At 70.2% G+C, this 3195-nt stretch carries 4 protein-coding genes; 1 reads left to right on the plus strand and 3 read right to left on the minus strand.

Annotation, left to right across the window (positions count from 1 at the left end):
• From glmM to rplM, 3 genes are all read right to left on the minus strand, one after another.
• The coding region (gene glmM / locus VFL99_RS18050) for a phosphoglucosamine mutase (protein WP_325107759.1) at positions 1 to 1295 on the minus strand (1295 nt) is incomplete at its 3' end.
• A 15-nt stretch (positions 1296 to 1310) separates the two neighbouring features.
• A complete protein-coding gene (gene rpsI, locus VFL99_RS18055) occupies positions 1311 to 1826 on the minus strand; it encodes a 30S ribosomal protein S9 (RefSeq protein WP_325107760.1) in 516 nt (171 codons plus the stop codon).
• Positions 1827 to 1853: 27 nt separating this feature from the next.
• The gene (gene rplM, locus VFL99_RS18060; RefSeq protein WP_325107761.1) at positions 1854 to 2303 is read right to left on the minus strand and encodes a 50S ribosomal protein L13; all 450 of its coding nucleotides are present in this window, start codon (positions 2301 to 2303) and stop codon (positions 1854 to 1856) included.
• Between the two features lie 278 nt (positions 2304 to 2581).
• Here rplM and VFL99_RS18065 point away from each other — a divergent pair.
• A partial coding sequence (locus VFL99_RS18065) for a citrate/2-methylcitrate synthase (RefSeq protein ID WP_325107762.1) occupies positions 2582 to 3195 on the plus strand: 614 nt, incomplete at its 3' end.

The raw sequence follows: 3195 nt of genomic DNA on the forward strand, positions 1-3195 counted from the left end.
ACCATCACCCGCACCAGCGGCTCGGTCCCGGACGGGCGCAGCAGCACGCGGCCCGTCTCGCCGAGCTCTTCCGCCGCCTCGGCCACGGCGTCGGCGAGCGCCGGGTCCAGGTCGGCGCGGCTCTTGTCCACGTCCGGCACGTTGACCAGCACCTGCGGCAGCCGGCTCATCACCGACGCCAGCTCGGCCAGCGAGCCCTGCTTCTCGGTCATCCGGGACAGCACGTGCAGCGCGGTCAGGATGCCGTCGCCGGTCGTGGCGTAGTCGCTCATGATCACGTGCCCGGACTGCTCGCCGCCGAGGGAGTAGCCGGAGGCCTTCATCGCCTCGAGGACGTACCGGTCGCCGACCTTGGTCTGCCGCACCGCGACGCCCTCGCGGTCCAGCGCCTGCACGAAGCCGAGGTTGCTCATCACGGTGGCCACCACGGTGTCGTCACGCAGCGTGCCGGCGTCGCGCATGGCCAGCGCGAGGATGGCCAGGATCTGGTCCCCGTCGACCACGTTGCCCTCGTGGTCGACGGCCATGCAGCGGTCCGCGTCCCCGTCGAGGGCGAACCCGACGTCCGCGCCGTGCGCGACGACGGCCTTCTGCAGCTCCTCGATGTGCGTCGAGCCGCACCCGTCGTTGATGTTCAGCCCGTCCGGCTCGGCGCTGATCTCCACCACGTCCGCACCGGCCTGCCGCAGGGCAGCGGGACCGGCCCGGAAGGCGGCGCCGTGTGCGCAGTCGAGCACCACGTTGATGCCGTCGAGCCGCCTGGGCAGCGTGCCCACCAGGTGGTCGACGTAGTCGTCGATGGCCGAAGCGTACGGCCGGACCCGGCCCACACCGCCGCCGGTCGGGCGGTCCCACGGCTCGCGCAGCCGCCGCTCGATGGTCTCCTCGATGGCGTCGTCGAGCTTCACCCCGCCCCTGGCCAGGAACTTGATCCCGTTGTCGGGCATCGGGTTGTGGCTGGCCGAGAGCATCACACCGAGGTCGGCGTTCAGCGAGCCGGTGAGGTACGCCGCCGCCGGCGTGGGCAGCACGCCGAGGATGAGTACGTCGACCCCGGCGGACGCCAGACCGGCGACCACGGCGGCCTCCAGGAACTCGCCGGAGACCCGGGTGTCGCGGCCGACCACGGCGACCGGCCGGCCGCCGTGCCGGTCGGAGCCGACCAGCGCGCCGGCCTCACCGAGGACGTGCGCAGCGGCGACCGACAGGTCGAGGGCGAGCTCGGCGGTGACCAGACCGTTGGCCAGCCCACGGACCCCGTCCGTGCCGAAGAGCCGACCCCCATTCGCTGGCACTGCGGGCGGTCCCGGTTACCGCTTGCTGAACTGCGGGGCCTTGCGGGCCTTCTTGAGCCCGGCCTTCTTCCGCTCGATCACGCGCGCGTCGCGGGTGAGCAGGCCGGCCTTCTTCAGCGACGGCCGGTTGGCCTCCACGTCGACGGCGTTCAGGGCCCGGGCCACGCCGAGCCGCAGCGCACCGGCCTGGCCGGTGATGCCGCCGCCGTGGATGCGGGCGATCACGTCGAAGCGGCCGGCCAGGTCGGTGGTCACGAACGGCTCGTTGACCACCTGCTGGTGCAGCTTGTTCGGGAAGTAGGAGTCGAGCGTCCGGCCGTTCACGGTCCACACGCCGGTGCCGGGGACCAGACGGACGCGGGCCACGGCCTCCTTGCGCCGGCCGGTCGCCGACGCCGGGGCGATCGTCGCGGGGCGAGCCGGAGCGTCGGCCGACGGCGCGCTCTCCGAGCTGTAGGCGACGCCACGCTCGTCGGTCTTGTAGGTCTCCTCGACGGGCTCGGTGCCCCGGTCGGCGGTGGTCTCAGCCACAGACGTTCCTCACTTGCGCTGGTTTCGTTACTTGCTCTGGGAGATCTGGGAGATCTCGAACGGCACGGCCTTCTGGGCCTGGTGCGGGTGGTCGGGACCGGCGTACACCTTCAGCTTCTTCAGCATCTGGCGGCCGAGCCGGTTCTTGGGGAGCATGCCCCACACCGCCCGCTCGACGGCCTGGCGCGGGTCCTTCTCCAGCAGGTCGCCGTAGGCCACGGAGGACAGCCCGCCCGGGTAGCCGGAGTGCCGGTAGGCGAGCTTCGCGGTGTGCTTGTTGCCCGACAGCGCCACCTTGCCGGCGTTGACGACGATCACGAAGTCACCGGTGTCGACGTGTGGGGCGAACATGGGCTTGTGCTTGCCGCGAAGCAGCGTCGCGACCTGGACGGCGAGGCGTCCGAGCACCACGTCGGTGGCGTCGATCACGTGCCACTGGCGCTGGATGTCAGCGGGCTTCGGGCTGTACGTACGCACGAATACTTGCCTTTACGTTCGGATCGGTGTCTGGTCCTCCGCTCGCGCGTCTGACGCGCGAACCACGACGACGTGCCTGTTCGGCGGCACGCTGAACTGTCGCGACCGGCAAGTTTACCGGCGCCCGGGTTCCAGGGTCAAAACCGCCCCGGTTTCGCCGGGTCCGGCCGACGGGCATAGGTTAGAAGGAACCAACTTCACGAGACACGTAACGACGTCCCCGGCGCGCCGACGAACCAGCCCGTGCGCGTCCCGGGCCCCGACAGCGAGGAGCCGATGTGTCCGATACGGCCACTGCTTCCAGCACTCCTGGCACCGGCAAGAGCTCCGGTGAGACCCTGACGGTCCGCGACAACCGCACCGGCCAGGAGTACGACGTACCGATCCTCGACGGCGCGATCCGGGCCGCCGACATCGGAAAGATCAAGACCGCCGAGGACACCCCTGGACTGGCCGTCTACGACCCCGGCTTCGTCAACACAGCCTCCTGCCGCAGCAGCGTGACGTTCATCGACGGCGAGAAGGGCATCCTGGAGTACCGCGGCTACCCGATCGAGCAGCTCGCGGAGAAGTCGACCTACCTCGAGGTCGCCTATCTGCTCATCCACGGCGAGCTGCCGACCAAGGAGCAGTACGACTCCTGGGCGCACGAGATCACCTACCACACCTTCGTGCACGAGAACGTGCGCAACTTCATGGAGGGCTTCCGGTACGACGCGCACCCGATGGGCATGCTGCTCGCATCGGTGGGCGCCCTGTCGACCTTCTACCCGGAGTCGCGCAACATCTCCGACGGCGACAACCGGCACATGCAGATCGTGCGGCTGATCGCCAAGATGCCGACCCTGGGCGCCTGGTCGTTCCGGCACGCGCAGGGCAAGCCCTACGTCTA

The sequence above is a fragment of the Segeticoccus sp. genome (genome assembly GCF_035708005.1).